The sequence below is a fragment of the Streptomyces sp. NPDC086777 genome, from assembly GCF_040702065.1.
Classification (GTDB): Bacteria; Actinomycetota; Actinomycetes; order Streptomycetales; family Streptomycetaceae; genus Streptomyces.
In genome coordinates this window covers 454,459-480,245 of sequence record NZ_JBFBJI010000002.1, presented here as the reverse complement: position 1 = coordinate 480,245, position 25,787 = coordinate 454,459, and the positions used below count along the sequence as shown (strand labels likewise).

General features: G+C 73.3%; 25 protein-coding genes. 12 read left to right on the top strand and 13 right to left on the bottom strand.

The window, feature by feature from the left end:
* Nucleotides 1-10: 10 nt before the first annotated feature.
* The 3 genes from AB0472_RS04815 to AB0472_RS04805 all read right to left on the bottom strand — a co-directional run bounded on the left by AB0472_RS04815 (nucleotide 11) and on the right by AB0472_RS04805 (nucleotide 3,350).
* Entirely contained in the window at nucleotides 11-880 is an 870-nt protein-coding gene (locus AB0472_RS04815; RefSeq protein WP_366353400.1) for a hypothetical protein, read from the bottom strand.
* 106 nt (nucleotides 881-986) lie between these two features.
* Nucleotides 987-2,516, bottom strand: coding sequence for a hypothetical protein (locus AB0472_RS04810; protein WP_366353398.1), 1,530 nt, complete (start codon nucleotides 2,514-2,516; stop codon nucleotides 987-989).
* A gap of 132 nt (nucleotides 2,517-2,648) precedes the next feature.
* Complete coding sequence (locus tag AB0472_RS04805; protein ID WP_366353396.1) at nucleotides 2,649-3,350, bottom strand: GntR family transcriptional regulator; 702 nt, start codon at nucleotides 3,348-3,350, stop codon at nucleotides 2,649-2,651.
* 172 nt (nucleotides 3,351-3,522) lie between these two features.
* Between AB0472_RS04805 and AB0472_RS04800 the strand changes: the two genes are divergently transcribed.
* The 5 genes from AB0472_RS04800 to AB0472_RS04780 all read left to right on the top strand — a co-directional run bounded on the left by AB0472_RS04800 (nucleotide 3,523) and on the right by AB0472_RS04780 (nucleotide 8,074).
* Nucleotides 3,523-4,842, top strand: coding sequence for an MFS transporter (locus AB0472_RS04800; RefSeq protein ID WP_366353394.1), 1,320 nt, complete (start codon nucleotides 3,523-3,525; stop codon nucleotides 4,840-4,842).
* A complete protein-coding gene (locus AB0472_RS04795) occupies nucleotides 4,839-5,687 on the top strand; it encodes a putative hydro-lyase (protein ID WP_366353392.1) in 849 nt (282 codons plus the stop codon). Before AB0472_RS04800 ends, AB0472_RS04795 begins: the two co-directional genes overlap by 4 nt.
* A gap of 19 nt (nucleotides 5,688-5,706) precedes the next feature.
* A complete protein-coding gene (locus tag AB0472_RS04790) occupies nucleotides 5,707-6,465 on the top strand; it encodes a 5-oxoprolinase subunit PxpA (protein ID WP_366353390.1) in 759 nt (252 codons plus the stop codon).
* A gap of 125 nt (nucleotides 6,466-6,590) precedes the next feature.
* Entirely contained in the window at nucleotides 6,591-7,208 is a 618-nt protein-coding gene (locus tag AB0472_RS04785; protein WP_366353472.1) for an allophanate hydrolase subunit 1, read from the top strand.
* Nucleotides 7,205-8,074 (top strand): biotin-dependent carboxyltransferase family protein, encoded by an 870-nt coding sequence (locus tag AB0472_RS04780; RefSeq protein WP_366353388.1) that lies wholly within the window; start codon nucleotides 7,205-7,207, stop codon nucleotides 8,072-8,074. Before AB0472_RS04785 ends, AB0472_RS04780 begins: the two co-directional genes overlap by 4 nt.
* A gap of 102 nt (nucleotides 8,075-8,176) precedes the next feature.
* Here the strand turns inward: AB0472_RS04780 and AB0472_RS04775 are convergent, their stop codons facing one another.
* The 3 genes from AB0472_RS04775 to AB0472_RS04765 are packed head-to-tail and all read right to left on the bottom strand — an operon-like array spanning nucleotide 8,177 to nucleotide 11,381.
* Complete coding sequence (locus tag AB0472_RS04775) at nucleotides 8,177-9,028, bottom strand: SGNH/GDSL hydrolase family protein (protein WP_366353386.1); 852 nt, start codon at nucleotides 9,026-9,028, stop codon at nucleotides 8,177-8,179.
* Nucleotides 9,025-10,254 (bottom strand): glycosyltransferase, encoded by a 1,230-nt coding sequence (locus AB0472_RS04770; protein ID WP_366353384.1) that lies wholly within the window; start codon nucleotides 10,252-10,254, stop codon nucleotides 9,025-9,027. Before AB0472_RS04770 ends, AB0472_RS04775 begins: the two co-directional genes overlap by 4 nt.
* Nucleotides 10,251-11,381, bottom strand: coding sequence for a glycosyltransferase family 1 protein (locus tag AB0472_RS04765; protein ID WP_366353382.1), 1,131 nt, complete (start codon nucleotides 11,379-11,381; stop codon nucleotides 10,251-10,253). Before AB0472_RS04765 ends, AB0472_RS04770 begins: the two co-directional genes overlap by 4 nt.
* Between AB0472_RS04765 and AB0472_RS04760 the strand changes: the two genes are divergently transcribed.
* Entirely contained in the window at nucleotides 11,283-11,501 is a 219-nt protein-coding gene (locus AB0472_RS04760) for a hypothetical protein (protein ID WP_366353473.1), read from the top strand. The two genes, AB0472_RS04765 and AB0472_RS04760, sit on opposite strands and share 99 nt — an antisense overlap.
* A 127-nt stretch (nucleotides 11,502-11,628) precedes the next feature.
* Here AB0472_RS04760 and AB0472_RS04755 read toward each other — a convergent pair whose 3' ends face one another.
* Nucleotides 11,629-13,047: a HEAT repeat domain-containing protein gene (locus AB0472_RS04755; protein ID WP_366353380.1), complete on the bottom strand. Its 1,419-nt coding sequence runs from the start codon at nucleotides 13,045-13,047 to the stop codon at nucleotides 11,629-11,631.
* A 301-nt stretch (nucleotides 13,048-13,348) separates the two neighbouring features.
* The gene (locus AB0472_RS04750) at nucleotides 13,349-13,741 is read right to left on the bottom strand and encodes an ankyrin repeat domain-containing protein (protein ID WP_366353378.1); all 393 of its coding nucleotides are present in this window, start codon (nucleotides 13,739-13,741) and stop codon (nucleotides 13,349-13,351) included.
* Between the two features lie 340 nt (nucleotides 13,742-14,081).
* Here AB0472_RS04750 and AB0472_RS04745 point away from each other — a divergent pair, with 340 nt between their 5' ends.
* Entirely contained in the window at nucleotides 14,082-14,276 is a 195-nt protein-coding gene (locus tag AB0472_RS04745; RefSeq protein WP_089103318.1) for a hypothetical protein, read from the top strand.
* A 37-nt stretch (nucleotides 14,277-14,313) separates the two neighbouring features.
* The gene (locus tag AB0472_RS04740; protein ID WP_366353376.1) at nucleotides 14,314-15,870 is read left to right on the top strand and encodes a hypothetical protein; all 1,557 of its coding nucleotides are present in this window, start codon (nucleotides 14,314-14,316) and stop codon (nucleotides 15,868-15,870) included.
* Nucleotides 15,871-16,051: 181 nt separating this feature from the next.
* Here AB0472_RS04740 and AB0472_RS04735 read toward each other — a convergent pair whose 3' ends face one another.
* On the bottom strand, nucleotides 16,052-17,545 hold the full coding sequence (locus tag AB0472_RS04735) for a PLP-dependent aminotransferase family protein (RefSeq protein WP_366353374.1): 1,494 nt from the start codon (nucleotides 17,543-17,545) through the stop codon (nucleotides 16,052-16,054).
* Between the two features lie 138 nt (nucleotides 17,546-17,683).
* Here AB0472_RS04735 and AB0472_RS04730 point away from each other — a divergent pair, with 138 nt between their 5' ends.
* The 4 genes from AB0472_RS04730 to AB0472_RS04715 all read left to right on the top strand — a co-directional run bounded on the left by AB0472_RS04730 (nucleotide 17,684) and on the right by AB0472_RS04715 (nucleotide 21,145).
* A complete protein-coding gene (locus tag AB0472_RS04730; RefSeq protein ID WP_366353372.1) occupies nucleotides 17,684-18,337 on the top strand; it encodes a hypothetical protein in 654 nt (217 codons plus the stop codon).
* Entirely contained in the window at nucleotides 18,334-19,101 is a 768-nt protein-coding gene (locus AB0472_RS04725) for a glycerophosphodiester phosphodiesterase (RefSeq protein WP_366353370.1), read from the top strand. Before AB0472_RS04730 ends, AB0472_RS04725 begins: the two co-directional genes overlap by 4 nt.
* Before the next feature lie 41 nt (nucleotides 19,102-19,142).
* A complete protein-coding gene (locus AB0472_RS04720) occupies nucleotides 19,143-20,489 on the top strand; it encodes an MFS transporter (RefSeq protein ID WP_366353369.1) in 1,347 nt (448 codons plus the stop codon).
* A 281-nt stretch (nucleotides 20,490-20,770) separates the two neighbouring features.
* On the top strand, nucleotides 20,771-21,145 hold the full coding sequence (locus AB0472_RS04715) for an RNA polymerase-binding protein RbpA (protein ID WP_010046329.1): 375 nt from the start codon (nucleotides 20,771-20,773) through the stop codon (nucleotides 21,143-21,145).
* A 104-nt stretch (nucleotides 21,146-21,249) separates the two neighbouring features.
* Here AB0472_RS04715 and fxsA read toward each other — a convergent pair whose 3' ends face one another.
* The 4 genes from fxsA to AB0472_RS04695 all read right to left on the bottom strand — a co-directional run bounded on the left by fxsA (nucleotide 21,250) and on the right by AB0472_RS04695 (nucleotide 25,602).
* Entirely contained in the window at nucleotides 21,250-21,813 is a 564-nt protein-coding gene (gene fxsA / locus AB0472_RS04710; RefSeq protein WP_366353367.1) for an FxsA family membrane protein, read from the bottom strand.
* Nucleotides 21,814-21,891: 78 nt separating this feature from the next.
* A complete protein-coding gene (locus AB0472_RS04705; RefSeq protein ID WP_366353365.1) occupies nucleotides 21,892-22,686 on the bottom strand; it encodes a polyprenol monophosphomannose synthase in 795 nt (264 codons plus the stop codon).
* A 586-nt stretch (nucleotides 22,687-23,272) separates the two neighbouring features.
* On the bottom strand, nucleotides 23,273-24,889 hold the full coding sequence (locus AB0472_RS04700; RefSeq protein WP_366353364.1) for an amidohydrolase: 1,617 nt from the start codon (nucleotides 24,887-24,889) through the stop codon (nucleotides 23,273-23,275).
* A 272-nt stretch (nucleotides 24,890-25,161) separates the two neighbouring features.
* Nucleotides 25,162-25,602, bottom strand: coding sequence for an Lrp/AsnC family transcriptional regulator (locus AB0472_RS04695; protein ID WP_066997022.1), 441 nt, complete (start codon nucleotides 25,600-25,602; stop codon nucleotides 25,162-25,164).
* Between the last annotated feature and the right edge of the window lie 185 nt (nucleotides 25,603-25,787).

The window sequence follows — 25,787 nt, the reverse complement described above, 5'->3', positions numbered from 1 at the left end:
CGGGAACGGCTCAGGAGTGGAACGGGAGGCCCGCGTCGGCGACCAGGTCCAGGTCCTCGGTGGCGTCGGCGGGCAGCAGGCTGGCCGTGCCGTCCGTGACGGGGACGACGCCGAGCTCCAGCAGCTCGGCCATGGCGGCGGCGCCGGCCATGTCCCGTACCTGGAGCTGGTAGCGGGCCGTCGTGCGGTACGTGCCGCCCTGGTCGTCGCCGGTGCGCTGGAGGAACCCGGAGTCGGTGAGGAAGACGACCGCCTTGCCGATGATGCCGGTGGTGGAACCGGCCAGCCGGCGCGCGTCCTTGGTGGCCCCGGTCGCGCTGCGCCTGGCCCAGATCCGCCAGGCGGCCTCCAGACCGGGCGCGTCGGTGGCCGGATCGGTGTTCTCGCCGGCCTCCTCGGCCCGCTCCTCCAGCCGTCGGCAGGCCTGCCGGACGAAGGCGTCGACGCCGTTGACCGTGATCCGTCCGATGTAGCCGTCGTCGGCCAGGTCCTCGGGGCGGGGGAACGCCAGCGCGGCTACGGCGAGATGGGCGAGGCCGTGCAGGAAGCGGTCGCTGCCGTCCGCCGACGTACGGCGCGCGTAGTCGCCCATGCGAACGGCGAACACCGAGTCCTCGGCGGCGGTCACGGCCATCCCGGCCCGGGGCGACACCTCGAGGACCACGAGCCCGAGCCCGGCGGCCACCGCGTCGGCGAGCCGCGCGAACGGCGGGTCCTCCCGGTAGCGCCGCAGCAGCTCGGTGTACTCCTGATCACGCGCGGGCTGCACCTTGGGCTGCAGCCCGAAGGCGACGAGCCGCGCGGCGTCGGCGGCGTCGGCGGGCGTGACGGCAGTGTTGGCCGGCGCAGCAGGTGCGTCGGCCTCGACGTACTCGTTCACGGGGACAACTCCTTGAGCTTGGGAACAGAGGTCGGCGCGAGCGCCCCGGCAGCGGCGCGGGGACCTGCGCGACCAGCCACGGACGGCCTGCACCGGGCGTACGGCATCACGCCGCCTCGGTCCGGTCCGCGGCCATCCCCGCCGCGTCCAGCAGTGCCGTCCCGACGATCAGGTCGGCACCGCCGAAGCCGGGGTCGTCCAACTGCGTGCCGTCGTCCACCGCGAACAGCAGCTTCTCCTCGCCCTGGCGGTAGGCCGTGCCCACGGCCGGGCTGGCGGCGTGCACCGCCAGCAACGCGACCAGGTAGGCCAGGTCCTCGCCCCCCACGCGCCGCGCCTCCGCCAGCAGCCCGGACAGCCGGCGGGGCGCGTCGGCCGGCAGGTCCAGCAGCCGCATGGCGTCCGCCAGCTGCTCCTCGCTGAACCGGCTGTCGTCGGGGGTGGCGATGAGGTCCGGCTCCGGCATCTCCGCACCCAGGTGCTCCCGCTCCACCGGCGGCGTCAGCAGTATGTCGACGAGGTCGCCGACCCGCACCGACACCGGTGTCCGCAGCCCGGTCCCGCGCGCGAAGAACGCCCCCGTGACCCGGCCGGCCTGCTCCAGCGGCAGCGGCAGCAGCGGGGCGAGGAGGTGGCCGTAGAGGTCCGTCCCCGATGTGGTCATGGGCGTCGCGAACGCCTGCCGGTCCTGCTCCGCGCGGAACAGCGGCCCCGCCTCCAGCAGTCGCGACTGCAACTGGGTGTGCCGCCGGATGCAGTCCTTGACGATGTCGACGAGCTCGGCGGCGCGCCGCTTGTTCTCCGGCTCCTCGGTCTCGTCGCGGGCCTTGCGGATGTTGGTGAGGATCGCGTTCTCGTGCCGGTAGCGGTCGGCGACGTGGTCCAGCGCCTCGGCGATCATGTCGGGGACGGCGTTGAGCCAGTCCACCGCGCGGACGTTGCGCCGGGTGGCCTCCAGGGCCCGGCGAAGGCTCTCGGAGTACTGGACGGTCCGGTAGCGGGCCTGCTCCGCGGCGAGCTGGGCGTCGGCGAGCCGGCCGCGGTTGACCAGCACCTCCAGCTTGACCTCGGCGGCGATCTGGGCGCTGGTGACGTCCGTGTCGAGGGCGCCGACGAGGACGTTGACCGCCTCGTCGGTGGTACGGAGGTACACCGTGCCCTCCGGGCCGGGCACCTCCTCGATGAGCTTGAAGTCGTAGTCCCGGCGGACGTACGACCCGTCCGGCGCGAAGGTGCCGTACACCGCGCGGAAGCCGCGGTCGACGCTGCCGACGTTGATCAGGTTCTCCAGGACCCAGCGGGCCACGCGCTCGTGCTCGGCGACGGGGCGGTGCGGGGTCTGGGCGGAGATGCGCGGGATCAGCCGGGCGACGATCTGCTCGTGGTCGGCGCCGGTGTCGAAGTCCATGTTCAGGGTGACCAGGTCGATGGCGGAGAGGGCCACCTCGGCCATGCCGTACACCGAGTACTCGCCGGCCAGGTTCGCCTTGCGTGCGTCGAGGTCGTGCAGCGGTGCCGTGCAGGCGAGCGCGCGCAGCCGGCGCGCCAGCCCCTCGTCGGCGGCCGGGCCCGGTGCGGGGCGCGGCCCCGCGCCGAGCTGGGGCGGCACGCTGTCCGTCGATGCAGGCGAAGTCACGGTGCACAGACTAGGTCCTGGGTCTGACATCGGCCCAAACGGCACGGGTGGCTCCGCCAGTGGGGCCGGGTGCCGCAGGACGGTTGTCCGGGTGCGGGCCTGCGGGGGCTGGTCGCGCGGTTCCCCGCGCCCCTAGGGGGCGCTGTCCTCGCCCACCCTGCGGCGGTAGACCTCCACCACCCGTTCCAGGGAGTCCGTGAGGTATGTCTCCAGCAGGCGCTCGGCGGCGCGCCTGTCGCCGCGCTGCAGGGACTCCAGGATCTCCTGGTTGCGGGCCAGGTACGGCTCGTGCAGGGCGTGGGGGTCGTCGACCACGTGGAAGGCGAGGCGGAGCTCGGCGAAGACGCTGCGCATGAGCTCGTCGGTGCGTTCGCTGGCGGCCAGGGCGACCAGTTCCCGGTGGAAGTGGATATTGGCGGTACCCACCGCTTTCCAGTCATCCGCGCCGGCCGCCGACTGCCCCTCGGTGACCGCCGCCGACAGGCTCTCCAGGGCGTACGGCGGATCGCCGAGGCGGCGGACGACCGCACACTCGACCAGGGCGCGGGTGCGGTAGATGTCCTCGACGTCCTCCACGGTCAGGACCCGGACGAAGACGCCCCGGTTGAGTTCGTGCACCAGCAGTCGTTCGTGGGTGAGCAGCCGGAACGCCTCGCGCAGGGTGTTGCGGGAGACCCCGAGCGCGCCCCCGATGCCGTCCTCCGACAGGCGGGTGCCTGGCGGGAAGTAACCGTCCGCGATGCGGCTCCTGAGGATGTCGGAGACCCGTTCCGCGGTGCTGGTCCGCCCGAGGAGGGCGCGGTCGTCGGCCAGTCCCGTCAGCTGCTCTGCCATGCCCGGAATTCAACCGCAGACACAGGAACGAAACAACGCGGGTATTGAAGGATCGTTGAACGATCCTCTACGGTGCTCATCACGCTCACCTTGGTAGGCCGTTGGCACGGCCCCGGCACGGCCCCGCACCGCTCACTCCCCGCACCCTCCGTCCCTCATCTGCGAGGTGCCCATGAGCACGACTCCTCCACCGCAGGCCCTGTCCTCCGACGCGCACCCGGGCAGGGGTGAACGCACCGCCGAAGACGGCGCGTTCGGCTGGCTGCGCGCCCTCGGTCCGCGCGGCCGGCGTGCGTTCGCCGGAGCTTTCGGCGGATATGCCCTTGATTCGTACGACTACTTCACTCTGCCGCTGAGCATGGTCGCGCTCGCGGCGTACTTCGGCCTGGACAGCGGCCAGACGGGCCTGTTCACCACCGTCACCCTCGTGGTCTCCGCGGTCGGCGGCGCCGCGGCCGGCGTGTTCGCGGACCGGGTCGGCCGGGTCCGCGCGCTGATGATCACGGTGATCACCTACGCGATCTTCACGGTGGCCTGCGGCTTCGCGCCCAACTACGAGACCCTGCTGGTGTTCCGCGCGCTCCAGGGCCTCGGCTTCGGCGGCGAGTGGGCGGTCGGCGCGATCCTGGTCGCCGAGTACGCGAGCGCCCGCCACCGCGGCCGTACTCTCGGCGCCGTCCAGAGCTCCTGGGCGGTCGGCTGGGCGCTCGCCGCGATCGTGTACACGCTGGTCTTCTCGTTCGTCGGCGGCGACCTGGCCTGGCGGGTGATGTTCTGGACCGGCGCGCTGCCCGCGCTTCTCGTGGTGTGGCTGCGCCGCCGGGTGCACGACGCCCCGCAGGCGGTCGCGGTACGCGAACAGAGCCCCCGGCGCGGCTCGTTCGCCGCCATCTTCCGGCCGGGCACGGCCGACGCACCCGGACTGCTGCGCACCACGGTCTTCGCGGGCCTGCTGTCCACGGGGGTGCAGGGCGGGTACTACACGCTGGCCACCTGGGTCCCGACGTACCTCAAGACCGAGCGCGGTCTGTCGGTCGTCGGCACCGGCGGCTATCTGACCTTCCTGATCTCGGGAGCCTTCCTCGGCTATCTGACCGGCGGCTACCTCACCGACCGGCTGGGCCGGCGCCGCAACATCTGGCTGTTCGCGGTGCTGTCGGCGGTCTGCGTGCTGGCGTACGCGAACATCCCGGGCGGCGCCAACACGCTGCTCCTGGTGCTCGGTTTCCCGCTCGGCTTCTGCATGTCGGCGATCTTCAGCGGGTTCGGTTCGTACCTGAGCGAGCTGTATCCGACGGCGGTGCGCGGCACCGGCCAGGGCTTCACGTACAACGCGGGCCGCGCGGTGGGCGCGGTCTTCCCGACCCTGGTGGGCTTCCTGGCCGACAGCTGGGGCGTGGGCGGCGCGCTGGTCTTCGGCGCGGCCGGTTACGCACTCGCCGCCGTGGCCCTGTTCGGACTGCCGGAGACGCGCGGGAAGGAACTGGCGTGAACCGTACGGAAGAAGTCCTCGCCGCCCGTGCCGCGCAGGACCTGCCTGTCGCCCTCGTCGACGAGCACGCGCACGCGTGGAGCCCGAGAAGTGCCCGGGCCCGTTTCCGGGAGGGCCTCACGGGCCCGACGGCCGGGGTCGCGGCCGGGCACACCCAGGCCAACCTGATCTCGGTGCCGGCCGACTGGGCGTACGAGATGCTGCTGTTCTGCCAGCGCAACCCGAAGCCCTGTCCGGTGCTCGACGTCACCGACGCCGGCGCGACCGGCACCGCACTCGCTCAGGGCGCGGACCTGCGCACCGACCTGCCGCGCTACCGGGTGTGGCGGGACGGGGAGCTGGTGGACGAGCCGACGGACGTGCGCGCGTACTGGCGGGACGACCTGGTGTCGTTCCTGCTCGGGTGCAGCTTCACGTTCGAGTGGGCGCTGGCCGGGGCCGGGGTGCCGATCCGCCATGTCGAGCAGGGCCGGAACGTGCCCATGTACGTGACCAGCCGGCCGTGCCGTCCGGCGGGGCGGCTGCGTGGGCCGATGGTGGTGTCCATGCGCCCGGTGCCACCGCGGCATCTGTCGGCCGCGATCCGGGAGAGCAGTCTGCTCCCGGCGGTGCACGGCGGGCCCGTGCACTGCGGCGATCCCGCGGCGCTCGGCATCGCCGACCTCGGTCGGCCCGACTTCGGCGACCCGGTGGACGCCGAGCCGGACGACATCCCGGTGTTCTGGGCCTGCGGGGTGACCCCGCAGGCGGCGGTGACGGCGTCCCGGCCGCCGTTCGCCCTCACCCACGCACCGGGCCAGATGTTCATCAGCGACGCCCGCGACGAGCAGTACCGCGTGGCCTGACAGGAGAGACGGCGCATCCATGACCCCGATCGACCTGAACGCGGACCTCGGCGAGGGCTTCGGCCGCTGGCGGCTCACCGACGACGAGCAGCTGCTGTCCGTCGTGACCAGCGCCAATGTGGCCTGCGGCTTCCACGCGGGGGACGCGGCCACCATGCGGCGGGTGTGCGAGCTGGCGGCCGGGCGCGGGGTGACGATCGGCGCCCAGGTGTCCTACCGGGACCTCGCGGGGTTCGGACGGCGCGCGATGGACGTGCCGCGCGCCGAGCTGGCGGCCGAGGTGGCCTACCAGATCGGCGCTCTGGAGGTCTTCGCGCGGGCCGCCGGAGCGCGTGTGGCGTACGTGAAGCCGCACGGCGCGCTCTACAACCGGGTCGTGCACGACGAGGAGCAGGCCGCCGCGGTGGTCGACGGCGTGCTCCTCGCGGACGCCTCGCTGCCGGTTCTGGGGCTGCCCGGCTCCCGGTTGCTCGCAGTGGCCGGGAAGGCAGGACTGCCGGCGGTCACGGAGGCTTTCGCGGACCGCGCCTACACCGACGAGGGGACGCTCGTCCCGCGCGGGCGCGAGGGTGCGGTGGTGAGCGACCCGGAGGCGGTCGTGGAGCGCTCGGTGGAACTGGCGCGCTCCGGCACGGTCACCGCGCACTCGGGCGCGCGCATCGCAGTGCGCGCCCGCTCGCTCTGCCTGCACGGCGACACCCCGGGCGCCGTGGAGCTGGCGCGCAGGGTGCGCGCGCGGCTCACGACCGAGGGCATGACCGTGGCGGCCTTCGCATGAGCACGAGTACGAGCGGGAGCACGAGTACGAGCAGGAGCACGAGTGAGAGGACCGGCACGAACGTGAGCACCGGCCCGAGGAGCACGGGCACGCACGAGAGCACGGACCGTCCGTCGGCCGCGCCCGTGACGGTCCACCCGGTCGGCGACGACGCCCTCCTCGTCGAGGTCGGTTCCGGCGCGCAGGCGCAGGCCCTGCACGCCGAGCTGCTGCGCCGCCGTGCGGAGGGCTCGCTGACCGTCCGCGAGATCGTGCCTGCCGCCCGTACCGTTCTGCTCGACGGCCTCGACGACCCGGCCCGCCTGGCCGCCGAGCTGGCCGCCGCCGTGGTCCCGCCCGCTCCGCCGCACGCGCGGGCGGCGATCGAGCTGCCGGTGCGCTACGACGGCCCGGACCTCGCCGAGGTCGCCGCCCACTGGCGGGTTCCCGAACGGGAGGTGGCCCGGATCCACGCGGGCACCGAGTTCACGGTCGCCTTCTGCGGCTTCGCGCCCGGCTTCGGCTACCTCACCGGGCTGCCCGCCCGCTACGACGTGCCGCGCCGGGCCACCCCGCGCACCGCGGTGCCCGCGGGCGCGGTGGCGCTGGCCGGGCCGTACACCGGTGTGTACCCGCGGTCCTCGCCGGGTGGCTGGCAGCTGATCGGAACGACGGAGGCGGTGCTGTGGGACCACGCGCGCGTGCCGGCCGCGCTACTGGCGCCGGGGACGCGCGTGCGGTTCGTGCCGGTGGGGGACGTATGACCGACCGTGCGCTCGTGGTCGTACGGGCCGGTGCGCTGACCACCGTGCAGGACCGGGGGCGGCCCGGGCACGCGCATCTGGGGGTGCCCCGTTCCGGGGCGCTGGACCCGCCCGCGGCGGCACTGGTGAACCGGCTGGTCGGCAACGCGCCGGACGCGGCCGTTCTGGAGACGACACTCAACGGGTGTGCCGTGCGGCCGCGTTCGGCGGTCGTGGTGGCGGTCGGCGGCGCGCCGTGCCCCGTCACGGTGGGCGGGCGTCCGGCGGCCTGGGGCGCGCCGGTCGTGGTGGCGGCCGGGGAGCTGCTGGAGGTGGGAACGGCCCGCTCCGGCGTACGGGGTTATGTGGCCGTCGCCGGCGGGATCGCGGTGGAACCGGTGCTCGGCAGCCGGTCCACGGACCTGCTCTCCGGGCTGGGTCCGGCCCCGCTGGCGGACGGCACGGTGCTGCCGCTCGGCACACCCGCGGGACCGCACGCGCGCGTGGACGTCGTACCGCAGCCGTCCCCGCCGACGGAACTCGTGCTGCGGGTGACGCCCGGCCCGCGGGCCGACTGGTTCACGAAGGAGGCCGTCCGGGCGTTCACCTCGCGCGCGTACCGCGTGTCGTCCGCGAGCAACCGCATCGGGCTGCGCACGGAAGGGCCCGCCCTGGAGCGGGCCCGTACCGGTGAACTCCCCAGCGAGGGCATGGTTCTCGGCGCCGTGCAGGTGCCGCCGGACGGGCGTCCGGTGGTGTTCCTGGCCGACCATCCGACCACCGGCGGCTATCCGGTGATCGCGGTGGTCCGCGCCGCCGACCTCCCGGCCGCGGCCCAGGCGGTCCCGGGCATCCCGGTCCGTTTCCTGGCCGTACGCCGCCGCTGAACCGCCGTACCACGCAGCCGAACCGCCGTACCACGCAGCCGAACCACTGCGTCACGCAGCCGTACCGTGCCCCGACGTGGCTGATTCACCGCGGTGGCCTCGTCACGCGGCGTCCGCCGGCCGCTCCGGCGGCTGGAGGGCGGCCAGCGCGGCGGAGACCGCGGCGGACGCGCTCAGGTCCAGGCGGGCGCTGGTGCCCCTGCGGCGGTGCCGCATCTCGTCGACGGCCAGCCGCAGCAGCTGGGGCAGCAGGTCCCGGCAGCGCCTGATCACCCAGGCGGTGCCGGCCGTGGCCAGCCACAGGAGACTCGCCTTCTTCGTCGGCGGCGGGAACTCGGGCTCGGGGGACGGCGCCGTCCCGGTCGCCATGCCCAGCGGGGCGAGCAGGGCGTGGAAGCGGACGGCGAGCTGCCGGTGCCCGCGCTCGCACGGGTGCAGCCGGTCCGCGCTCCACATCTCCCGGTCGGTGAGCCAGGCGCCCTCCGACGCGTGCAGGTGCACGGCCCCGTACCGCTCGGACAGGGCGTGCACCACGGCGTTCACCGCACGGCCCCGGCGGGCCAGCGGCCGGGCCAGGGCGCCCGGCAGCCCCCACATCGCACCGGGGTCGGGCAGGCACGCCGTGAGCAGGGTCGCGCCCTGCGCGGTCAGGGCCGCGTAGACCTTGTCGAGCCGTTCGGCCACCGCGTGGATGTCGAACGTGCAGCGCAGGGTGTCGTTGACGCCTATGACGACGGCGACGATGTCGGGACGCAGTTCCAGCGCGGCCGGGGTCTGGCGTTCCAGCACGTCACGTGTCTGTGCCCCGCTGACCGCGAGGTTGGTGAACTCCACCTCCTTCACGGCGAGCCCGCCGGCCAGCAGCGCGGCCCAGCCGCGCCACCCGTCGCCGGCGGGATCGCCCACGCCCTCGGTCAGCGAGTCGCCGAGCGCCACGAAGCGAACCGTTCTCATGCCACGCCCTCCGGCACGACACGGCGGACCGGTGCCGTCGTTCCGCTGTCGCCGGGACTGGCGTCAAGGCTCCCGTCACGGCGGGACAGCACCGGCGCGTCGTGCGCGGCGAGGAACGCCTCGACGGCCGTTTCCCAGCCGAAGCACTCCGCACGCGCGCGTGCCGTCTCCCGGCGCTCGGCCGTGGGCCGCTCCAGGAGCATCTCCACGGCGTCGGCGAACGCCTCGCCGCGGTCCGCCGCGGTGGCGCCGGCGGAACCGATCACCTCGGGCAGCGCGGACGAGGCGCTGGCGACCACGGGCGTCCCGCAGGCCATCGCCTCCAGGGCGGCCAGCCCGAACGTCTCGGCGGGTCCCGGCGCCAGGGCGACGTCGGCGGACGCCTGCAGCGCGCCCAGACTGTCGCGGTCGGAGACGTGCCCCAGGAAGGTCACCGGCAGCCTGCGCTCCCGCACCCGCTGCTCCAGACGCTCCCGCAGCGGCCCGTCGCCGGCCACCACCAGGATCACCCGGCGGCCGCGCCGTACCAGCGCCTCCACGGCGTCGACGGCGGTGCCGGGCCGCTTCTCCACGGACAGCCGCGAGCACATGACGAGCAGCGCCTCGTCCTCGCGCGCGTACCGCGCCCGCAGGTCGGGGGCGCGGAGCGAGGGGTGGCGGCCCGCGAGGTCGACGCCCAGGGGGGCGCGTACGACGTTGCGCGCGCCGATGCGGATGAACTCGCGCTCGGCGAACTCGGTGGTGCACACCACGCGCGCGTAGGTGTGCGCGGTACGGATGTTGAGCGCGTCGGCGGTGCGCCGGGACATGTTCTCGGACATGCCCCAGGTGCGCAGGACTCCGTCGGCGGTCTCATGGGAGACCATCACGGCGGGGATCCGGGCGCGCCGGGCCCAGCGGCCGGTCCAGCGCAGGGTGGTGCGGTCGGACACCTCCAGTCGGTCAGGGGCGAGGTGCTCCAGGAGGGTCTGGACCCGCTTCCTGTCGACGAGGACGCGGTAACCGCCGGTGCCGGGCAGCAGCGGGCCGGGCAGCGTGATGACCCGGCCCTGCTCCTCGTACCGGTCCGAGTAGCGCTCGCCCGGCACGATCAGCACCGACTCGTGCCCGGCCGCCACGAAGCCCTTGCCGAGTTCACGCAGGGCGGTGCGCAGACCGCCGGAGGCGGGGGCGACGAAGTTGGCCAGCCGGACGATGCGCAGCGGGCCCGGCGTGGTGGCGCTCATGCCGCCACCACCGGTCGGCGCGCCGCGAGCACGTCCTCGTAGTGGCCGATCAGCTGGTCGCCGACGGCGGCCCAGGTGCGGCCCTCGACCGTGGTCCGCGCGGCGTGGCCGAACGCGGCCCGCATCCCGGCGTCGGCGACGAGGGAGGCCACGGCCGCCCGTACGGCGCCGGCGTCGCGGGGCGGGACCAGGAACCCGGTGCGGCCGTGGTCGACCAGGTCGATCGGACCGCCGACGGCGGGCGCGACGACCGGGACACCGCTGGCCATGGCCTCCTGGACGGTCTGGCAGAACGTCTCGAAGGGGCCGGTGTGCGCGAAGACGTCGAACGAGGCGAAGATCCGCGCGAGGTCGTCGCCGGTGCGGCGGCCGAGGAAGACCGCACCCGGCAGCGCCTCGGTGAGGTGGGCCTGGGCGGGCCCGTCGCCCACGATCACGACCTTGACGCCTTCCAGGCCGCAGACCCCGGCCAGGAGTTCGACCTGCTTCTCGGGGGCGAGACGGCCGACGTAGCCGACGATGACCTCGCCGTTCGGAGCGATCTCGCGGCGCAGTGCCTCGTCGCGGAACTCGGGGCGGAAGCGGACGGTGTCCACGCCGCGCTGCCACAGCTGGATCCGGGGCACCCCGTGCGCCTCCAGATCGGCGATCGAGGCGGTGGACGGGGCGAGGGTGCGGTCGGCGGCGCCGTGCACGGACCGGATCCGCCGCCAGGCGGCCGCCTCGCCGGCGCCCACGTAGGTGCGGGCGTATCCGGCCAGGTCGGTCTGGTAGACGGCGACGGCCGGGATGCCGAGCCGGGCGGCGGCGGCCATGCCGCGGACGCCGAGGATGAAGGGGCTGGCCAGGTGCACCACGTCGGGGCGGTGCTCGATCAGCGCGGCGGCGAGCCTGCGGCTGGGGAGAGCCACGCGGACCTGGGGATAGCCCGGGAGCGGAAGGGAGGGGACGTGGACGACAGGGCAGGGCGCGGCAGCCGCGGCGAGCCTGTTTCCGGGGGCGGGGGCCGGAGCGACGACGAGGGGAGCGTGACCGCGATCGACGAGGTGTCGGGCGGTCTGGAGCGCGCAGTGGGCCACGCCGTTCACATCGGGGGGAAAGGATTCGGTCACGATGACGACACGCATACCGGTGTTGTCGCCGCGCTGGACGTGGCCGCGTCAAAGTGGATCTTTCCGGTGGTTAAACGTCCCATGAGCGTTGCCCTGCACACCCGAGCGGGCCAACCGGCGGCCATGCCCGGCTGACCCGGCGGTCACCGCTCGTTCACCCGGCGCGCAGTCGTCCGCTCGTGGAACGTGCACGGGATCCCCCGTGGTTCCCGTGGTTCCCGCTGATCCCGTGGTGAAAGCAGGTGCCCGGTGCAGTGATATGTCACATGGCAGCCGGGTCCGGTCCGATACGGCTGCGTACGGCCGTCTGCACCTCCGCCTCCTCGGCGGGGTCGGCGGCGAGCCGGCGGAGCTGTTCGACGACCCGGGCGTCACCGGTCTCGGCGTGCCGGGCGGCGAGTTCGCGGGTGGTCTCCTCGCAGTCCCACAGGCATTCGACGGCGAAGCCGGTGGCGAAGGAGGGATCGGTGGCGGCCAGGGCGCGGGCGGCGCGGCCACGCAGGTGGGACGAGGCGGTCTCGCGGTAGACGTGGCGCAGGACGGGGGCGGCGCAGACGATGCCGAGGCGTCCGGTGCCGTCGACGAGCGTCCACAGCGTGGGCGCGTCCGGGCCTTCGCCGCGTACGGCCTCCCGGAGTGCGGCGAGGACCAGTTCGCTGTCCTTGGATCCGCCCCGGCAGGCGAGCATCCGGGCGGCGGCGGCGCCGAGGGCGTCCGGCCGGCGGGCCCAGCCGCGCGCCCGGTCGACGGCGGCGATGCTGCGCATGCGTTCGAAGGCGTCGACGGCGGCCTCCACGACGGCGGCCGTGCCGTCGGCGACCGCGGCCTCGATGAGGTTCAGCGCGTCGGGGTCGTTGCTGTCGGCGAGGTAGCGCAGTGCGGTGGAGCGGGCTCCGTCGGTGCCGTCCTTGGCGGCCTGGAGGATCTCCGGCCGGTCCTCGGGGCCGGCGACGGCGACCAGGCAGCGGGCGGCCGGCACGTGGAGGGCCGCGCCGCGCTCGACGCCCTGCTGGGCCCATTCGAAGACGGCCCGCACGCTCCACCCCGGACGGGGCCCGGTAGGTCGCAGCTGCCGCTGCCAGCGGTCGAAGCAGCCGGCCTCCTGTGCGGCACGCACGCGTGTGGCGATGGGCTCGCGGGGGTCCTCGGCCCACAGCCGCCAGGGCCGTGGCTCGAACGCGTCCCGTACGGCGGCGGCCAGCTCGGCCTCGCCCTCGGCGTCCGTGGTGAACCGTGCCAGCACCGGAGCGGCGAGGGCGCGCAGGCCGGCGTCGTCGTCGCGCAGCGCCAGCTCGTCCAGGGCCCAGGCCCAGTTGGAGCCCGTCGCGGCATACCGGCGCAGCAGGTCGAGCGCGTCCCGCCTGCCGTAGGAGGCGAGGTGTCCGAGGACGGCGAGCGCGAGGCCGGTGCGGGACTCCTCGGTGTCGAGGACGTCCTCGGCCTCGAAGAGGTGCGCCTCGACGGCGTCCAGCTCGCCGTGCAGGTCCAGGTAGAGCCGGGCGTAGTACAGGGAGCGGTTCTCCACCTGCCAGTCGTGGCGGGGGTCGTGGAGCACGCAGTGGTTCAGCGCCGCGAGCGCCTCGGCGCGCGGTGCGGTGAGCGCGTGCAGCGTGCCGTCGCCTCGGCCCCGCTGAAGCAGGCCGAGCAGCGTGCCGCTGGGCGCTATGACCGGATCGAACATGGGAAACAGCCTCACATCAAGCGTCGACGCAACCGGAGAACACGCACTACCTGGCCGCGTGACACAACGTCGGAGCGCCCGCCGTCTCTTGCTTGCTGTAGACCATTTCTCTCTGCCTCTCGTCAGTGGCCCATGCGGGCCGCATCACGGCCCGCGCGGTGCGGCAACACCTGCCCAGCCATCGCGTCCGTGAATCACGACGTCATGATGACTCGGCACTTCGACCTGCCGCGACCGAAATTTCGGCGGCCCTGTACCGCCTCCCCCGTTTTGTGTGTTTTAGCTGGTCAGAACAGATGGGTCAGGAGGTGCCGAATAGTTCCAGAACCTCCGTCTTGCTGAACATCCGCGCGGTGTCGACCGCCGAGGGAGTGCCCGCCGCCGGGTCCGCGCCGGCTTCCACCAGCACCCTGACGACGTCCGTCTCGCCCTTGAAGACCGCTCCGGCGAGTGGCGACTGGCCTCGGTCGTTGACCCGGTCCGCCTCGGCGCCCCGGGCGAGCAGCTCACGCACCGCCGCGGCATGGCCGTGGTAGGCGGCGAGCATCACGAGGGAGTCGCCGCGGTCGTTGGTGAGGTTGGCCGGAACGCCCGCGTCGAGGTACGCCACGAGCTCCTCGGTCCGCCCCTGCCGGGCCAGATCGAAGATCCTGGTCGCCAGCTCCACGACCTCGGGGTCGGGGGCTTCGCTCATCGGCCGGACCGCCTCTCCTGTGCACTGCGGGGACTATCGCGGACTGAGGGAGCGTACGGCAACGGGCGGGCCGCGGGGCCGTACGAGTGAATCGCCAGCCTACTGGCTCAGGGTGCACATGACCGGATCTGCCCGAGGTAAAGATCACCGCGCCCCCGCCGGACGATCACCTTCCCGCACCACAGGGCGGCCAATCCGGCCAACACAGAACACGAACGATCCACCAGATGGGTGAAATAAGTCGACATTCACCCATTCGCACCTTTAATCGTATGGATACCTGGTGTGATCCTGGAAGAACTCATGGTGACTGTCCCCCTTCGACACCAGGAGATCTCAAATGATCCTCTCCATCTCAGGCGTCATCGTCCTCGGCATCGTCGTCTTCCTCTTCTTCCGCAAGGACGGGCTGAAGCCGTCGCACGCCACGGCCTCGGCGCTCTTCGGCTTCTATCTCGCCAGCACGGCCATCGCGCCGAGCATCAAGGCAGGCGGCGAGAGCCTGGCGAGCCTGCTCGGCGGCATCAAGTTCTGACACCCGACCCGCCCGTACGCACCGTGAGGAGACAGCAGTGGCACGGCGCCCTCTCCCCCGCATTCTGAGCAACGGCGGCGCGCAGCTCGCCCGGAGCCGGGAGCTGGCCCGGACGGCCGCCGACAGCGCCACCGACGTCCTCCACCCCCTCATCACCGTGACCCGCGGGCTGAGCCGGCTGGCCGCGGCCGGGCGGCGCAGATGGGCGGAGACACCCAAGGACAAACGCGGGCCGCTCCTGTTCCTGGGGGCCTCGGTCGTCCTGGTCGTGGCGCTGGTGCCGTACGGACCGCTGCTCGCCGTCATCACCCTGATGGCGGCGAGCGCCTGGCAGGGCCGCGACCGCACCCCACCCCCGCCGGAGGGCCCCGACGAGTCGCAGACCCAGCGGCTCCAGTCCCTGTACGAGGCCCTGGTGCCGTACTTCTCGGCCGCCGAGGACCCGGCGCCGCTGTACGCACACGGCGGGGAGTGGGACAAGGCCTTCCTCGCCCACGAGTTCGACGACGCGGGCCGCCTCGGCCAGCTGCTGCTCCGCTACCCCGCGTACTTCCCTGACGGCGAGCCGCAGGCCCGCGCGCGGATCGAGAACCTGCTCACCGCGAAGTCCGGGCGGGGCCGCGAGTACCACTTCGCGTGGGACGAGGAGGGCAACCGGCTCATGGTGACCGTCCTCGCCCCGCTGCCCACCGACATCGCCGCCCAGCGCTTCGTCACCGCGCCGGGCGAGACGGTCCTCGGGTTCACCGACGCCGGCGAGGTCCAGCGCACGCTCCCGCTCGGGTACGGCGACGAGCAGCGTGACGTACCGCCGGTCGTCTGGCGCACCGGCGCCCGCTCCACCGAACCGCACCTGCTGGTCATGGGCCGTCCCGGCAGCGGTACCTCGACCCTGCTGCGCTCCGTCGCCCTGCAGGCCCTCCAGTACGGCGACGTCCTCATCGTCGAGGGCGGCGGCACCGGTGAGTACATGTGCCTCGCCGGCCGGGACGGGGTCCTCGCGGTGGAGTGCGGGCTGGCCGGGGCCCTGGCCAGCCTGGAGTGGGCCGCGAACGAGACGGAGCGGCGGCTCATCGCCGTCAGCCGCGCACGCCAGGCGGGCCACCCGCCGCCGGACGACTGCCGCCGCCCCCTGTGGATCCTCCTCGACCGCCCGAGCGCCTTCGTGCACCTGGCCGCGGCGGACGGCAACAAGGACCCGCAGGCCCTGCTCCAGGCTCCTCTCCGGCACGGCCGCGCGGCCAACGTCACCGTGGTGGTCGCCGAACAGCTCGACAACGCGGACGTGTTGAGCGAGGCGGTACGACAGCACGCGTGCGCGCGGGTCGTGCTGGGACCGGCGCTGCCGGACGAACTGGCCGCCGCGCTGGGGGCCCCGCCGCACACGACGCCGCTGGCTCAGGTCCCGCCGGGGCGGGGGTATGCGCGGCTGGGACACGGTCCGGTGCTGCGGCTTCAGGTGCCTGCGACTCCGGATCCGTACGACGACGCGACGAGCGAGGTGGACCGGGAGGCGGTGCTGGCCCTGTTGCCGCCGAGGAGCGAGGGGGTGCAGGAGGCGGCACCCCTGGAGGCTGCGGTCGCCGAGGGCTGAGGTGGGGGCGGGTGTCCCTCGCCCGATCTTGCGGGGTGCCGCCGCGCCCACCCGTACCGCCCTGCGGCACGACTGCCCGCGGCTGTAGCCGGATGAGACACGGCTTGGGCAGCGCGCCCCGAGGGGCGCGGGGAACTGCGCGACCAGCCCCCACTCACCCGCAGCCGAACGACGACCCCTGCTACGCCACAAAGGTGCGCGGTGCCTCCCCACTCCCCCCGGCCTCCACCAGCCGCGCCGCCGCGGCCAACCGCACCGCCGCCTCCTCCGCCACCGCGCCCCCCACGGTGAACGGAAGACGCACATAGCCCTCGAAGGCCCCGTCGACCCCGAAGCGGGGACCGGACGGGACGCGGACCCCCACCCGCTCCCCCGCCTCCGCCAGCCGGGAACCGGACAGTCCCCCCGCCCGGACCCAGAGGGTCAGCCCGCCCTTGGGCACCTCGAACTCCCAGGTCGGCAGCTCGCGGCGGACCGCCGTCACCAGGGCGTCCCGGTTCTCGCGGGCCTGGGCCCTGCGCAGTTCGACGGCCTGGGCCCAGCCCCCCGTGCTGAACAGCCAGTTCACCGCCAGCTGCTCCAGCACCGGCGTGCCCAGGTCGGCGTAGGCCCGCGCGGCGACCAGGCTGCGGATCACGTCGGGAGCCGCCCGTACCCAGCCGATGCGCATGCCCGCCCAGAACGCCTTGCTGGCGGAGCCCACGGTGATGACGGTGGAGCCCGCCGGATCGAAGCCGCAGACCGGACGGGGCATCTCCACGTCGTCGTCGAGCCACAGCTCGCTCATCGTCTCGTCGGCGACCAGCACCGTCCCGGCCGAGCGGGCCGCGTCCACCAGCCGGCGCCGCTGGTCGTCGTCGGCGAGCGCCCCGGTGGGGTTGTGGAAGTCGGCGACCACGTAGGCGATCCGGGGCGCGGCCTCCCGCAGCACCTGACGCCAGCGGTCCAGGTCCCAGCCGCCCAGTCCCTCGGCCATCGCCACCGGCACCAGGCGGGCGCCCGCCTCCCGCATCAGCTGGAGGATGTTGGCGTAGGAGGGTGACTCGACAGCGATGCGCTCGCCGCGCCCGCCGAAGAGGTGGCAGATCGCGTCGATCGCGCCCATCGCCCCGGTCGTGACCATGATCTGCTCGGGCATGGTGGGGATCCCGCGCGCCGTGTAACGCTCGGCGATCATCGACCGGAGGACGGGAAGCCCGGCCGGGTAGTCGCCGTGGGTGTGGGCGTAGGGCGGGAGTTCCGCCAGGGCGCCCTGGACCGCTCGGGTCAGCCACGGCTCGGGGGCGGCCGGGGCGGCGGTGCCGAGGTCGATCACCGAGCCGAGCGCCTCGGGGGGCAGGGGTTCCAGGCCGCGGGCCGGAAGCGGGTTGCCGGCCGGGACCGCGGTCCAGCTGCCCGCACCGCGGCGGGACTCCAGGAAGCCCTCCGTGCGCAGCGCCTCGTACGCCGCCGCCACCGTCGTGCGGCTCACGGACAGGGCGAGGGCCAGTTCGCGTTCGGCGGGCAGCCGGGCGGCGACCGGGACGCGGCCCTCCAGGACCAGCAGCCGGACGCCGTCGGCGAGGGCGCGGTAGGCCGGCGGGCGCCGGGTGCCGGGACCGGCCGGGCGGTCCTGCTGCGAGTTGAGCAGCCGGGCGAGCTGCGCGGGCCCCACCGCCGAGGTCCACTGCGCCATGCGAATCAGTCCACCTTCCCCGAATTGGCCATGGATGCCGTTCCCTTCCAAGCCACAGAGTGACACGAGCCAGTCCACCTTTTCCACTGCCGGCTCTTGCCGCCGCCGTCCTTTCCCTCACCCATCAGGGGGTACCTCTTGTCCACGCAAGGCCGTCTCGGGCGACGGTTGGTCCAGCTCTACGCGGGGCTCACGCTGTACGGCGTCAGTTCCGCGCTGCTCGTCGAGGCGGGCCTCGGCCTGGAGCCGTGGGGTGTGCTGCACCAGGGGCTCGCCGGGCACACCGGGCTCGGCATCGGCACGGTGTCGATCGTCGTGGGGGCGGCCGTGCTGCTCCTGTGGGTCCCGCTGCGCCAGCGGCCGGGCCTCGGCACGGTCTCCAACGTCTTCGTCATCGGCCTCGCCATCAACGCCGCGCTCGCCGTCCTCCCCGACGCGCACGCGTTCGCCGTGCGGATCCCGCTGATGGCGGGCGGCATCGTGCTCAACGGGGCGGCGACCGGCCTGTACATCGCGGCGAGCTTCGGGCCCGGCCCGCGGGACGGCCTGATGACGGGGCTGCACCGGCGTACCGGCCGTTCGATCCGGCTCATCCGGACGGCGATCGAGGTCGCGGTGGTCGCCACGGGGTTCGCGCTCGGCGGGACGGTCGGCGTCGGCACCCTGCTCTACGCGGTGTCCATCGGACCCCTGGCACAGCTGTTCCTGAGGGTGTTCGCCGTCCCGGCGGCATCCGGCCGCAGCACTGTCGTTGCCACGGGGTCACCCGGGCGCGCGATACTGCGCAAGTGAGCACGCTGACACGCCACCCGTACCTGGACCACCCCGGCCCCATCGCCTTCGCCCATCGGGGCGGAGCCGCGGACGGCCTGGAGAACACCGTGGCGCAGTTCCGGCGCGCGGTCGAACTCGGCTACCGGTACATCGAGACCGATGTGCACGCCACGGCGGACGGCAGGCTCGTCGCCTTCCACGACGACACCCTGGACCGGGTCACCGACGGGGCCGGCCGGATCGCCGACCTGCCGTGGGAGGACGTACGGCAGGCGCGCGTGGCGGGCCGCGAGCCGCTCCCCCTCTTCGAGGAGTTGCTGGAGGAGTTCCCGGACGTCCGCTGGAACGTGGACGCCAAGGCGGAACCGGCCCTGCGGCCGCTTCTCGAGCTCGTCGAGAAGACGGACTCCTACGACCGGGTCTGCGTCGGGTCGTTCTCGGAGGCGCGGGTGCTGCGCGCGCAGCGGCTGGCCGGGCCGCGCCTGGCCACTTCGTTCGGCACGCGCGGTGTGGTCGGGCTGCGGCTGCGCTCCTGGGGACTGCCCGCGTCGGTGCGCCGGTCGGCGGTCGCCGCGCAGGTGCCCGAGTCCCAGTCGGGGGTCCCGGTGGTCGACCGGCGCTTCGTGCGCGCCGCCCACGCGCTCGGGCTGCACGTCCACGTGTGGACCATCAACGAACCCGAGCGGATGCACCGGCTCCTGGACCTGGGAGTGGATGGCATCATGACCGATCACATCGACACGTTGCGTGAGGTCATGCAGGATCGCCGCGTCTGGTTCTGAGGCGCGCGAGCGGTACTGCTGCGGGAGAGGCAAGGGCGCGGGTGGGCACCGAAACCGTGCGGTCGGGGGTCGTCGACGAGGCCACCGAGCTGCGGCGCGAACAGCGCGGCTGGTATTTCTACGACTGGGCGTGCTCGGTCTACTCGACGAGCGTCCTGACCGTGTTCCTCGGTCCGTACCTCACGTCGGTCGCCGACCACGCGGCGGACGCCGACGGCTACGTCCACCCGCTGGGCATCCCCGTCCGGGCGGGCTCCTTCTTCGCCTACTCGGTCTCCCTGTCGGTGGTCCTCGCGGTCGTCCTCATGCCCCTGGTGGGCAGCGCGGCCGACCGGACCGGCCGCAAGAAGCACCTGCTCGGCGTGGCCGCGTACACCGGGGCCGCGGCGACGACGGGCATGTTCTTCCTGGACGGCGACCGCTATCTGCTCGGCGGGCTGCTGCTGGTCGTCGCGAACGCCGCCCAGTCCGTCGCCCTGATGCTCTACAACTCCTACCTCCCCCAGATCGCCCCGCCCGAGGAACGCGACACCGTCTCCGCCCGGGGCTGGGCCTTCGGCTACGTGGCCGGCTCCCTGGTGCTGGTCGTCGACCTGGTCCTCTACTCGGCACACGACTCCTTCGGCCTCTCCGAGACGGAGGCGGTCCGCATCTGCCTGGCCGGGGCGGGCCTGTGGTGGGGCGCCTTCACCCTCGTACCACTGCGCCGGCTGCGCGACCGCGGCGGCCGGACGGACGGGGCGACGGCGCCGGGGCTGCGACAACTCGCGGCGACGGTCCGGGACATGCGCCGCCATCCGCTGACGCTCTCCTTCCTGCTGGCGTACCTCGTCTACAACGACGGCATCCAGACCGTGATCTCCCAGGCGTCCGTCTACGGCTCGGAGGAGCTCGGGCTCGGCCAGTCGACGCTCATCGGCGCGGTCCTGATGGTGCAGGTGCTGGCCGTGGCGGGCGCGCTGACGATGGGGCGGCTGGCCAGGACGTACGGCGCGAAGCGCACCATCCTGGGATCGCTGGTGGCATGGACGGTGACGCTGGCGGCCGGGTACTTCCTGCCGGCCGGGGCACCGGTGTGGTTCTTCGCCCTCGCGGCCGGCATCGGTCTGGTCCTCGGCGGCAGCCAGGCCCTGTCCCGCTCCCTGTTCTCCCATCTCGTGCCGCCCGGAAAAGAAGCCGAGTACTTCGCGGCGTACGAGATGAGCGATCGGGGGATGAGCTGGCTGGGACCGCTGTTGTTCGGGATCACCTACCAGCTGACCGGGAGCTACCGCTCGGCGATCATCTCGCTGGTGGTCTTCTTCGTCATCGGGTTCGCGCTGCTCGCGCGGGTACCGGTGCGTCGGGCGATCGGCGAGGCCGGCAATCCGGTTCCGCAGAAGGTCTAGCGGGAAGATCCAGCGGGAAGATTTAGCGTTCAACGCGGAAGGGCGGTAGTGTACGCGTTTGGCCTGCCAGGCGTACCGTTACTGCGCGTCAAAGATGCCGAAACGCTGGGTGACATCTGTTAGCAGATGTGACAAACCGGGCGCTGGTGGGTACAACAAGGGGCGGCTACGACGGCGACGCATGACCCGGAACGGGAATCTTTACCGCCGACCGGACGTTGACCGGATGACGACGACAGCGACACCTGTCCTGTGGGCGACAAGCCCGGGAGGCACGATTCATGAGTGAGCGAGCTCTTCGCGGTACGCGCCTCGTGGTGACCAGCTACGAGACGGACCGCGGTATCGACCTGGCCCCGCGCCAGGCCGTGGAGTACGCATGCGAGAAGGGGCACCGGTTCGAGATGCCCTTCTCGGTCGAGGCGGAGATCCCGCCGGAGTGGGAGTGCAAGGTCTGCGGGGCCCAGGCACTCCTCGTGGACGGCGACGGCCCTGAGGAGAAGAAGGCCAAGCCCGCGCGTACCCACTGGGACATGCTGATGGAGCGGCGCACCCGTGAGGAACTCGAAGAGGTCCTCGAGGAGCGTCTGGCGGTTCTGCGTTCCGGGGCGATGAACATCGCGATCCATCCCAGGGACAGCCGCAAGTCGGCATAGTCCGTGCAGTTCCGCGTAGCAGCGGAAGCCGACACAACAACCGAGGGCGCCGTACGTTCACGAACGTACGGCGCCCTCGGTTGTTGTGGGCAGGTGCGACGCGCTCACCGCGTCAGCGGCGGTCGCTCCCCCGCCGGCTCGTCCCCGGGCCGGGGACCGTCGTTGCGGATCACCTCGCCCTGGACGACCTTTCCGTCCGGGCGGTGCATGCGGACCTGCTGGAAGGCGTCGCCCAGGGTGCCGGGGACGGCGGAACGCAGCTTGCGGTCGAAGGTGCGCTCGGCGAAACGCGAGACCGCCTTCTGGACCGGGGGCAGCAGGAGCAGCAGGCCGAGGACGTCGGAGGCCAGGCCGGGGATCATGAGCAGCAGGCCGCCCAGCATCATGAGGCCGTTACCACCGCCGCGCTCCGGGGAGCCGCCGCGCTGGATCGCCTCGTTCAGGCTTCGGAAGGCGCGCCGCCCGGCCCGCTTGATGACCACGGCACCGGCGACGAAGCCCGCCACCAGCAGCAGGAACACCGTCATGCCGCCCGCCGCGCCCGCGACCACCGTCAGCAGCCAGATCTCCAGCACCAGCCAGACCGCCAGACCCAGCGGCAGGTATCTGCCGAGCCGCGAGCGGCGGGGCCGGGTGGTGGACGGAGGGGTCTGCGCGCCAGTCGTCATGCACCCAGTGTGCCTGGGCCAGGCTCAGTGCGGCATAAGGGGATGATCAACCGGAACCGTGGGTTTCCCGGGCGTCGGCTAGGAGGGCCTGCCCTTGCCGGTCATCCGGCCCACGCGGTCGGTGACGCCCCACGAGGTGACCCGCCACAGCGCCTCGACAAGGATGTCGCGGCTCATCTTGGAGTCGCCGAACTCCCGCTCGACGAAGGTGATGGGCACCTCGACGACCTGGTAGCCGGCCTTGATCGCGCGGCGGGCCAGGTCGACCTGGAAGCAGTAGCCCTGCGAGGCGACCTCGTCGAGCCCCAGGCCCTCAAGGGTCTCGCGGCGGAAGGCGCGGTACCCGCCGGTGATGTCCCGGAGGGGAAGGTCGAGGGCGAGCCGGGAGTACAGGGAGCCGCCCCGGGAGATGAACTCACGGGACTTCGGCCAGTTGACCACCCGGCCGCCGGGCACCCAGCGGGACCCGAGCACCAGGTCGGCGCCCTTCAGCGCGGTCAGCAGCCGGGGCAGCTCCTCCGGCTGGTGGGAGCCGTCGGCGTCCATCTCGACGAGCACGCCGTAGCCGTTGTCCATGCCCCAGCGGAAGCCGGCGAGGTAGGCGGCGCCGAGGCCCTCCTTGCCCTTGCGGTGCAGCACCTGGACGTGGTCGTCCTCGGCGGCCAGCTCGTCGGCGAGCTTGCCCGTGCCGTCGGGGCTGTTGTCGTCCGCCACCAGCACGTGTGCCTCGGGGACGGCCTGGCGCACCCGGCCGACGATGGACTTGATGTTCTCCGACTCGTTGTACGTGGGAATGATCACCAAGGCCGTGCCGAGCGGGCCGAACCGCCTCCCCTGGGACTGTGCCGCAAGGGTTCCGTCGCCGTCGTTCACTGCTGCCCCTTCATGTCGTACGCAGGGGACCACCATAGTGGCCGCTGCCTGCACTGAAGCGACAGCTCATTCGTATGGTGGTGTCGATTCCGCAAGAACGGGGTAAGGATGCCCGTTTCGGGTGGCGGCCATACGTGCTTTCGCCACTCTGTTCCCCTGCGGATGGGGGCCCGGCGCCCTTCGGGCCGACCTGGGACCCGCTGGCTGCGGATCGACCGAAAGCCGTTGTCTACTGAGCTCCGGGCCCCACCCGGGTCACACCTCCCGACCGGCCGGAACGTTCCCTCGTCGGCGCGGGCGCTGAGCCTGGCTCCCAGTGACGGTGCCCCGGTGCGGCACACCGTCCCTGACCCAGCGGCGCTGCGACGAGTGCGCGAACTGCTCCCCGGTCGGGCGTCCGGTGGTGGACTCCGCCGAACCTACCGGCCCGCTGCCGCTGGCTGTCAACAGCCGTTTGACCTGCGTAAATGCCCCCAAACCGCTGGTCAGCGCAGAGGATGCGCAGGTCGCGCGACGGAGCATCGGCCGTCGATCACGGCCGCGCCACCCCGGGAGATCACTCGCCCGGCCGTACGAATGTGGGAGGTCACTCGCCCGGTCGTACGAACACGGTCCGGCCGCCCACCACGGTGCGCAGACAGACCGGCAGCTCGTGACCCGGGCTCAGGTCGGGCAGGCCAGGGGTGCCGGAGCGCGGGTCGGTGGACCAGCGGGCGACCCGGTCGTCGGGCGCCTGCACCACCAGTTCGTCGGTGCGCCAGACCGCGTAGTCGGCGGGCGCCCCCGGTACCAGGACACCCGCGTCGTCCCGGCCGATCGCGCGCCAGCCGCCGCGGGTGTGCGCGGTGAACGCGGCCCGCACGGAGACCCGGTGCTCGGGCGTGTGGTGGAAGGCGGCGGCCCGGACGGTCCCCCAGGGGTCGAGCGGGGTGACGGGGCTGTCGGAGCCGAAGGCGAGCGGGACCCCGGCCTTGAGGAGGGCGGCGAACGGGTTGAGGGTGCGGGCCCGCCCGGCGCCGAGCCGCTGGGCGTACATGCCGTCCGGGCCACCCCACAGCGCGTCGAAGGCGGGCTGTACGGAGGCGATCAGGCCGAGTTCCGCGAAGCCGGCGATGTGCTCGGGCGTGAGCATCTCGGCGTGCTCGACGCGGTGCCGGGCGGCGCGGACGCGGGCCAGGCCGACCTTCTCGGCGGCGGCGCGCACGCCCTCCACGACGGCGGTCACGGCGCCGTCGCCGATGGCGTGGAAGCCGGCCTGCAGTCCGGCCTCGGTACAGGCGGTGACGTGGGCGGCGACGGCGACCGCGTCCAGGTAGGCGGCCCCGGTGCTGTCACCGGCGTCGGCGTAAGGCTCGTGCAGGCAGGCGGTGTGGGAGCCGAGGGAGCCGTCGACGAACAGGTCTCCGGCGGCGCCGAGGGCGCCCAGGCGACGGGCGTTGGCGATGCCCTCGTCGGCCGCGTCGGCCCAGTAGCCGACGACGCGCGGTCCCGGCAGTTCGCCGGCGAGCCGCAGCAGCCCGGTGAAGTCGTCCTCGGAGGAGATCTTCGGCCCGCCGCACTCGTGCACGGTGCCGATGCCGAGCGAAGCCGCGTGCGCGAGGGCGGTGCGCTGGGCCTCGGCGCGCTGCGCGGGCGTCACGGCCGCGAACGCGGCGGCGCGGACGGCGTGGTGGGCGTCGCTCGTCAGAGGGGCGTCCGCCCGGGGCAGCGCATCCGCGACCAGGTCCAGCAGGGCGGTGGTGACGACCGCCGAGTGGACGTCGATACGGGAGAGGTAGAGCGGGCGGCCGCCGGTGGCCGCGTCCAGTTCGGCGCGGGTCGGCGGGCGGCCGTCGGCCCAGCGGGCGGCGTCCCAGCCGTGCCCGAGCAGCACCCGGTCGTCCGGGCGGGCGGCGGCGAAGTCCCTGACCAGCGCGAGGGCCGCGGCCAGCGAGGTGGCCCCGGACAGGTCGAGGCCGGTCAGAGCGAGGCCGGTGGAGGTGGTGTGCACGTGGGCGTCCGTGAAGGCGGGCGTGACCAGGGCCCCGTCCAGGTCGACGACCTCGTCGACCGCGTCCGCGAAGGCGTCGGCGGCCCCCTCGGAACCGACCCAGGCGACCTGCCCCCGCTCCACGACCATCGCGGTCGCGAACGGATCGGCGGGACTGTGGACCTCGCCGCGGCGGAGAAGGACGGTCTGGGGCTCGGGGCTGCGCTCACTCATGGAGAACAGTTTCGCCCCTCGGTCCCGATCACTCTGAACGGGGGGACCCCGAACGCGCTCCCTCAGGGGCACGGGGAACTGCGCGACCAGCCACGACGCACCCGCGGCCGGCCGTCTCCCGCCCGCCGTGGCCCAAGTTGCGCTCGGAGCACGTTCACAGGCACCCGGCACCGTCGGCCGCGCCCACCCGTCCCGCCCTGCGGAACGCCTGCCCACGGCGGTATCAGTCCCAGCGGCAGCCGCAGCCGGCACGACGACGGCGGGCGCGGCGTTCAGATCTTCGGCGGACGTGCCTCGTACGGCGTCGACAGCACCACCGTCGTGCGGGTCGAGACCCCCGCCAGGCTGCGCAGCCTGGCCAGCAGTTCCTCCAGTTCGTGCGGGGTCGCCACCCGCACCTTGAGGATGTAGTTCTCGTCGCCCGCCACGCTGTGGCACGCCTCGATCTCGGGCACGCCGGCCAGGCGGTCCGCGATGTCGTCGGGGGCGCTGGGGTCGAACGGTTTCACCGAGATGAACGCCGTCATCGGCAGCCCGACGGCCTCCGGGTCGACCACCGCGGCATAGCCGCGGATGACGCCACGCTGCTCCAGCCGGCGCACCCGCTGGTGCACGGCCGACGTGGACAGACCCGTGGCCTTGCCCAGGTCCGTGTAGCTCATCCGCCCGTCCTTGACGAGCAGCTGCACGATTTGACGGTCCAGCTCCTCCATGGCGCAAAAGCTACAGTGCGCCTGATCTCCACGGATAGCTCGGCCGCCCAGGTCATGGCCGGTTCGTGATGTCAGGGAGCGCCGGCCGCGGGCCGCCCGGGGGGACAAATCCGCCCCAGCGGGCACCTGCGTGCGGCATGTGACGAACGCCACAGCCCTTGAACAGGCTCCGTGATGCCCTCGCG

Coding starts and splice junctions, on each gene's coding strand:
- AB0472_RS04700 (WP_366353364.1), bottom strand. CDS start 24,889: ATGAGTGAGCGCAGCCCCGAGCCCCAGACCGTCCTTCTCCGCCGCGGC.
- AB0472_RS04775 (WP_366353386.1), bottom strand. CDS start 9,028: ATGAGAACGGTTCGCTTCGTGGCGCTCGGCGACTCGCTGACCGAGGGC.
- AB0472_RS04770 (WP_366353384.1), bottom strand. CDS start 10,254: ATGAGCGCCACCACGCCGGGCCCGCTGCGCATCGTCCGGCTGGCCAAC.
- fxsA (WP_366353367.1), bottom strand. CDS start 21,813: ATGACGACTGGCGCGCAGACCCCTCCGTCCACCACCCGGCCCCGCCGC.
- AB0472_RS04800 (WP_366353394.1), top strand. CDS start 3,523: ATGAGCACGACTCCTCCACCGCAGGCCCTGTCCTCCGACGCGCACCCG.
- AB0472_RS04805 (WP_366353396.1), bottom strand. CDS start 3,350: ATGGCAGAGCAGCTGACGGGACTGGCCGACGACCGCGCCCTCCTCGGG.
- AB0472_RS04750 (WP_366353378.1), bottom strand. CDS start 13,741: ATGAGCGAAGCCCCCGACCCCGAGGTCGTGGAGCTGGCGACCAGGATC.
- AB0472_RS04735 (WP_366353374.1), bottom strand. CDS start 17,545: ATGGCGCAGTGGACCTCGGCGGTGGGGCCCGCGCAGCTCGCCCGGCTG.
- AB0472_RS04790 (WP_366353390.1), top strand. CDS start 5,707: ATGACCCCGATCGACCTGAACGCGGACCTCGGCGAGGGCTTCGGCCGC.
- AB0472_RS04715 (WP_010046329.1), top strand. CDS start 20,771: ATGAGTGAGCGAGCTCTTCGCGGTACGCGCCTCGTGGTGACCAGCTAC.
- AB0472_RS04780 (WP_366353388.1), top strand. CDS start 7,205: ATGACCGACCGTGCGCTCGTGGTCGTACGGGCCGGTGCGCTGACCACC.
- AB0472_RS04695 (WP_066997022.1), bottom strand. CDS start 25,602: ATGGAGGAGCTGGACCGTCAAATCGTGCAGCTGCTCGTCAAGGACGGG.
- AB0472_RS04755 (WP_366353380.1), bottom strand. CDS start 13,047: ATGTTCGATCCGGTCATAGCGCCCAGCGGCACGCTGCTCGGCCTGCTT.
- AB0472_RS04745 (WP_089103318.1), top strand. CDS start 14,082: ATGATCCTCTCCATCTCAGGCGTCATCGTCCTCGGCATCGTCGTCTTC.
- AB0472_RS04765 (WP_366353382.1), bottom strand. CDS start 11,381: ATGCGTGTCGTCATCGTGACCGAATCCTTTCCCCCCGATGTGAACGGC.